This is a genomic window from Mesorhizobium sp. M7A.F.Ca.MR.148.00.0.0 (genome assembly GCF_003997735.1).
Taxonomy (GTDB): Bacteria; Pseudomonadota; Alphaproteobacteria; order Rhizobiales; family Rhizobiaceae; genus Mesorhizobium.
The window spans coordinates 1-4,012 of record NZ_RZTB01000174.1; the positions used below are offsets into that span (position 1 = coordinate 1).

General features: G+C 61.7%; 5 protein-coding genes. 4 read left to right on the forward strand and 1 reads right to left on the reverse strand.

Going from position 1 to position 4,012, the window contains the following annotated elements; all coding sequences use genetic code 11:
• The first annotated feature begins 102 nt into the window (after window positions 1-102).
• Both EOB49_RS31600 and EOB49_RS31605 read left to right on the forward strand, forming a co-directional pair.
• A complete protein-coding gene (locus tag EOB49_RS31600; protein ID WP_127383273.1) occupies window positions 103-858 on the forward strand; it encodes a terminase family protein in 756 nt (251 codons plus the stop codon).
• A 118-nt stretch (window positions 859-976) separates the two neighbouring features.
• Window positions 977-1,780, forward strand: coding sequence for a methyltransferase domain-containing protein (locus EOB49_RS31605; RefSeq protein WP_164781874.1), 804 nt, complete (start codon window positions 977-979; stop codon window positions 1,778-1,780).
• Between the two features lie 329 nt (window positions 1,781-2,109).
• Here EOB49_RS31605 and EOB49_RS31610 read toward each other — a convergent pair whose 3' ends face one another.
• Window positions 2,110-2,481 carry a nuclear transport factor 2 family protein gene (locus EOB49_RS31610; RefSeq protein WP_127383275.1) on the reverse strand — a complete coding sequence of 124 codons (372 nt, stop codon included), beginning with the start codon at window positions 2,479-2,481 and terminating at the stop codon, window positions 2,110-2,112.
• Between the two features lie 644 nt (window positions 2,482-3,125).
• Here EOB49_RS31610 and EOB49_RS31615 point away from each other — a divergent pair.
• Window positions 3,126-3,710: a hypothetical protein gene (locus EOB49_RS31615; RefSeq protein ID WP_127383276.1), complete on the forward strand. Its 585-nt coding sequence runs from the start codon at window positions 3,126-3,128 to the stop codon at window positions 3,708-3,710.
• Window positions 3,679-3,804, forward strand: a complete 126-nt coding sequence (locus EOB49_RS38720; RefSeq protein ID WP_281035567.1) for a hypothetical protein — start codon at window positions 3,679-3,681, stop codon at window positions 3,802-3,804. The genes EOB49_RS31615 and EOB49_RS38720 overlap by 32 nt, the downstream gene beginning before the upstream one ends.
• Window positions 3,805-4,012: the final 208 nt, after the last annotated feature.

A 4,012-nucleotide genomic window follows, 5' to 3' on the forward strand; every position in this document is an offset into this window, starting at 1 on the left:
CCACAAGGGGAGAAGGTAAGAACAGTCGCGCCTGATCCGAAAAACAGCGTCCGAACAATACGACACAGCCGGCATCTCCCATGCTGATTCAGGAATTCCCCCATGTCCCGACACGTCACCTTCATGACCATCGACGATGCCGCGCACTACACGCCGCAGGAGCGCGCGGCGATCGTCGCCGCCTATCCGGCGCACGAGCGCGAGGCACGCGCCCGCGGCATTCCGGTGCTGGGTTCGGGCCGCATTTTTCCGGTGGCCGAGGCGCTGATCGCCTGCGAGCCGTTCCGGCTGCCGCGCTACTGGCCAAGGCTGGGCGCGCTCGATTTCGGCTGGGACCATCCTTCGGCCGCGGTCGAGCTTGCCTGGGATACGGAGGCCGATGTCGTCTATGTCACCAAGGCAGCGCGGGCCTCGCAGCAGACGCCGGCCATGCAGACGCTGACGTTGAAACCATGGGGCGAATGGCTGCCCTTCGCATGGCCGCGCGACGGCCGCCGCGAAACGCTGGAAGGAGCGGGCGTGGCGCTCGCCCGGCAGTATTCGGCACACGGGCTGAACATGCTGAGCCGCCACGCGCAATTCTCGGACGGTTCGGTCTCGGTCGAGGCCGGGCTGATGGAGATGCTCGACCGCATGCAATCCGGCCGCTTCAAGGTGTTTTCGACGCTGGCCGATTGGTTCGAGGAGTTCCGGCTTTTTCATCGGAAGGACGGTCAGGTGGTCAAGCTGCGGGACGACCTGATGGCGGCGACACGCTATGGCGTGATGATGCTGCGCGAGGCGGTGGTCGATCCGGCTGAGTTCAGGGCGGCGCGACGGCCGGTGCGGCAGAGCGATCCGCTGGGGGCTTTCAGGTGAAGCGAAGGGCGTCGACCCTGCGCCTGTAGTCCGTAACACCGGAATTACGGTGCGGGACTTTCTGGGCGGCATGTCGGCACAAATATGCCAATCTCAGGTCGATCCATTGGAGGCAATGATGCCCAACCACGAGATGAGCCAGGCAAGTTTCCCGGAGATGTACGAGCGGTGGCTCGCAGGCCCTCTCTTCCGGCCGTGGGCCGAAATGATTCTCGAAGAGGTGGCGTTGTCTTCAGGCGATCGTGTCCTCGACATCGCTTGCGGAACAGGAATAGTGGCCCGCGTTGCAAGGGAGCGGCTCGGTGACGCCGGATACGTCGTCGGCATCGACGTCAGTTCGGATATGCTTGCCGTTGCGCGCGCCGTGGCGCCGGGCATCGACTGGCGTCAAGGCAATGCCAGCGCCCTGCCTCTCCATGACGGAGAGCAGTTCGACGTTGTCGTCTGCCAGCAGGGACTGCAGTTCTTTCCCGACAAGCCCGCGGCGGCAGCGCAGATGCGGCGGGCGCTGGCGAAGGGCGGCAGGCTAGCGGTAGCCACATGGCGATCCGACGATGAAATCCCGTTCTTTCGGGAGTTGCGCCGCGTGGCGGAGCGCCATCTGGGCGCCATCAAGGATCCGCGGTACAGCTTTGGTGACGCGGTCCCCATCGAGGCGCTGCTCCGGGACGCCGGCTTCCACGAAGTCCGGGTAACGACCATATCGCGCACGATACGCTTCCAGGACGGCGCACCCTTCCTGCGATTGAACACGATGGCCTTCGTCGGCATGAGCGCTGTCGGCAGGGAAATGGGCGATCAGGAGCGCAAGCGCGTCGTGGAGGCCATCGTGAGCGAAAGTGCGCCCGCGCTGCGCCCCTACGCCGATGGATCGGGACTGGCTTTCGAGCTCAGCACCAATTTGGCGACATCTGAAGGCTAACGTGTTCCATCGCTGCTCTGCTCTTTCGATCTTCGCGATCGCGACTTGCATCGTGGAGACTGAGACATGGAAAATATAGTGCACTGTCACCGTAATTTCTTTTCGGTGAAGCGAAGCGCCCTTCACTTCGTCATCCTCGGGCTTGACCCGAGGATCCATGCCGCGACATCAGCCGGGGAACGCGGCACGTCAGAATTCTGCGCCGTAGCAGCGCTCCAAGGTCACGGCATGGATCCTATGGTCTGCGCCGCGTCGCTCCGCTCCTTGCTCCGCCATAGGATGACGAAGAGGCATCGATCGCACCACCGCATTTCGAATTGAAGCCGTGGTTACTCCACGATCTTCCAATACGAATCCTTGCGGATCACCTTGCCCTCGCGAAACGTGTAGAAGTCGCAGCCCCGGACTTCCTTTTTGACGCCGTCCCGGGTGGTGCCGGTGAGGGTCCATTTCGACATGCCGGTGTCCGCAGCCTCGTCAGCAAAGTGTTCAGCCTTGCCGTAATGGACATCGGGCAAGCCTTCGAAGCGTGTTGCCAGCGCGTCCCGTACGTTGCGCTTGCCCTCGCAACGGGTTCCCCAGGGATCGGCTCCCCTCGGCATCTCCAGGACGCAGTCGTCGGCAAAGAACGCCATGATGCGATCGAGATCGTGCGCGTTGAAGGCTTCGCATAGCTCCGTCAGTGTCGCCCGAATGTCCATTCGCCCGCCTCCTGGATAGCCGTCGATGTCGAGTAGGTCATGGTGATTCATTGATATATGCGAGTGTGTTAGTTAGCTTAAATGTAAATAGTGCACTGTCACCGGAGTTCTACGTGGCGATTCGCGACGAAGCACAAAAGGCTTACGACGATGCACAGTCAGCTGTCGGACGGGCGCATTTCGAGAATACGATGTCGTTTGGCGATTGGTAAATCACTGAATGCTATATCCATCATCCGACCTTGCAGCGAATCTTTCTCACAATAAGCCTTGAGATTCCGATGTTATTTTTCACCATTGTCGGAGTTATAGCGCTGTCACTCGCGATCGCCATGGGGATAGCTGCTGTTAAATCTAGATATATCAGCCAACAGAAGCGAGTGGCGCTTATTTTTTTTGCGCCGCACTGCTTAGTGTTCCCGGATTATTTGCTGTGTATATGATGCTTATATTTGTAGTGGTTTTGTTTCAGTAGGAACCAACGGGATGCGTCTGCTTTTCGGCTGATCCGAGATTATGCCGCGACTTCCAAGCGTCGTGGCGATGAATAAACCCCGGACAGCGGCATTCTTCAACAACCGTCACGGCTGGCGTCCCAAGTCCTTGCGAACGCCGCTTCGCCACAGCAGGACGAAGGGCCAGGCATGCACCCTCGCATCATCCCCGCAACCTTGCGCGATCTCAGTTACATCGCAGCCAATTTGCGCCCTGAGGACCGGGCCGAGATCGACTGCCAGCTCGACCACTGGTCGCCGGCACTGCTGGCGCTGACGGCGCTGCAGGGGTTTGCTTATGTCGCCGAGCTCGACGGCAATCCGGAGGCCGGCTTTGGCGCTGCCGAACAGCGCGGCGGTTTGTGGATCGCCTGGAGCTGGGGCACGCGCCGCATGAAGCGCTGCGTGCCTGGGATCACCCGGTTCTTTCACGCCGTGCTTGGGCCTCAGGTCGCGGCGCGGGGCGCCTGGCGGGTCGAGGCGCGGGCGCTGGCCGCCAATGAACTGGCGCTGCGCTGGCTTGGCCGGCTGGGCGCCACGCAACGCTGCCTGCTGCCGGGTTACGGCCGCAACGGCGAAGACTTTTTCCTCTACGACTGGACAAGAACCTCTAATTTTGGAGAAGGCTGGAACCATGTGCCTGTTGCAAAAACCACCGGAACTGAAGCCGCTGCCGCCGGTACCGACGGCGCAGGACAAGGACGTGCAGGCGCGCGAGGCGGCATTGCGGGCTGAGCTCGAACAGCGGAACGGCACTGCCGGCACCATCAAGACCGACCTCGCGCCAGGCAGCCTCACCGGCCAGCGCCGCGTGCTGCTGGGGCTTTGACCATGACCGCGATGAAACGCAGTTTCAGGAAGCGCGTGTGGGACTGGTGGGTGTGGCGACGCCATGCGCGGGTGATGAAAAGGCGGGGATAATCTCCCCCCTCGAGGGGGAGATGTCGCCGCGAAGCGGCCAGAGGGGGTCGTCGCGCGTAGAGCGCTAGCATCATCTTTTTGAAAGTAGGAGGTCGCGTCCCGTCGTGCCGACCCCC

Bases quoted from the DNA above. Each gene is read 5' to 3' on its own strand.
- EOB49_RS31605 (WP_164781874.1), top strand. From the start codon at position 977: ATGCCCAACCACGAGATGAGCCAGGCAAGTTTCCCGGAGATGTACGAG.
- EOB49_RS31615 (WP_127383276.1), top strand. From the start codon at position 3,126: ATGCACCCTCGCATCATCCCCGCAACCTTGCGCGATCTCAGTTACATC.
- EOB49_RS31610 (WP_127383275.1), bottom strand. From the start codon at position 2,481: ATGGACATTCGGGCGACACTGACGGAGCTATGCGAAGCCTTCAACGCG.
- EOB49_RS31600 (WP_127383273.1), top strand. From the start codon at position 103: ATGTCCCGACACGTCACCTTCATGACCATCGACGATGCCGCGCACTAC.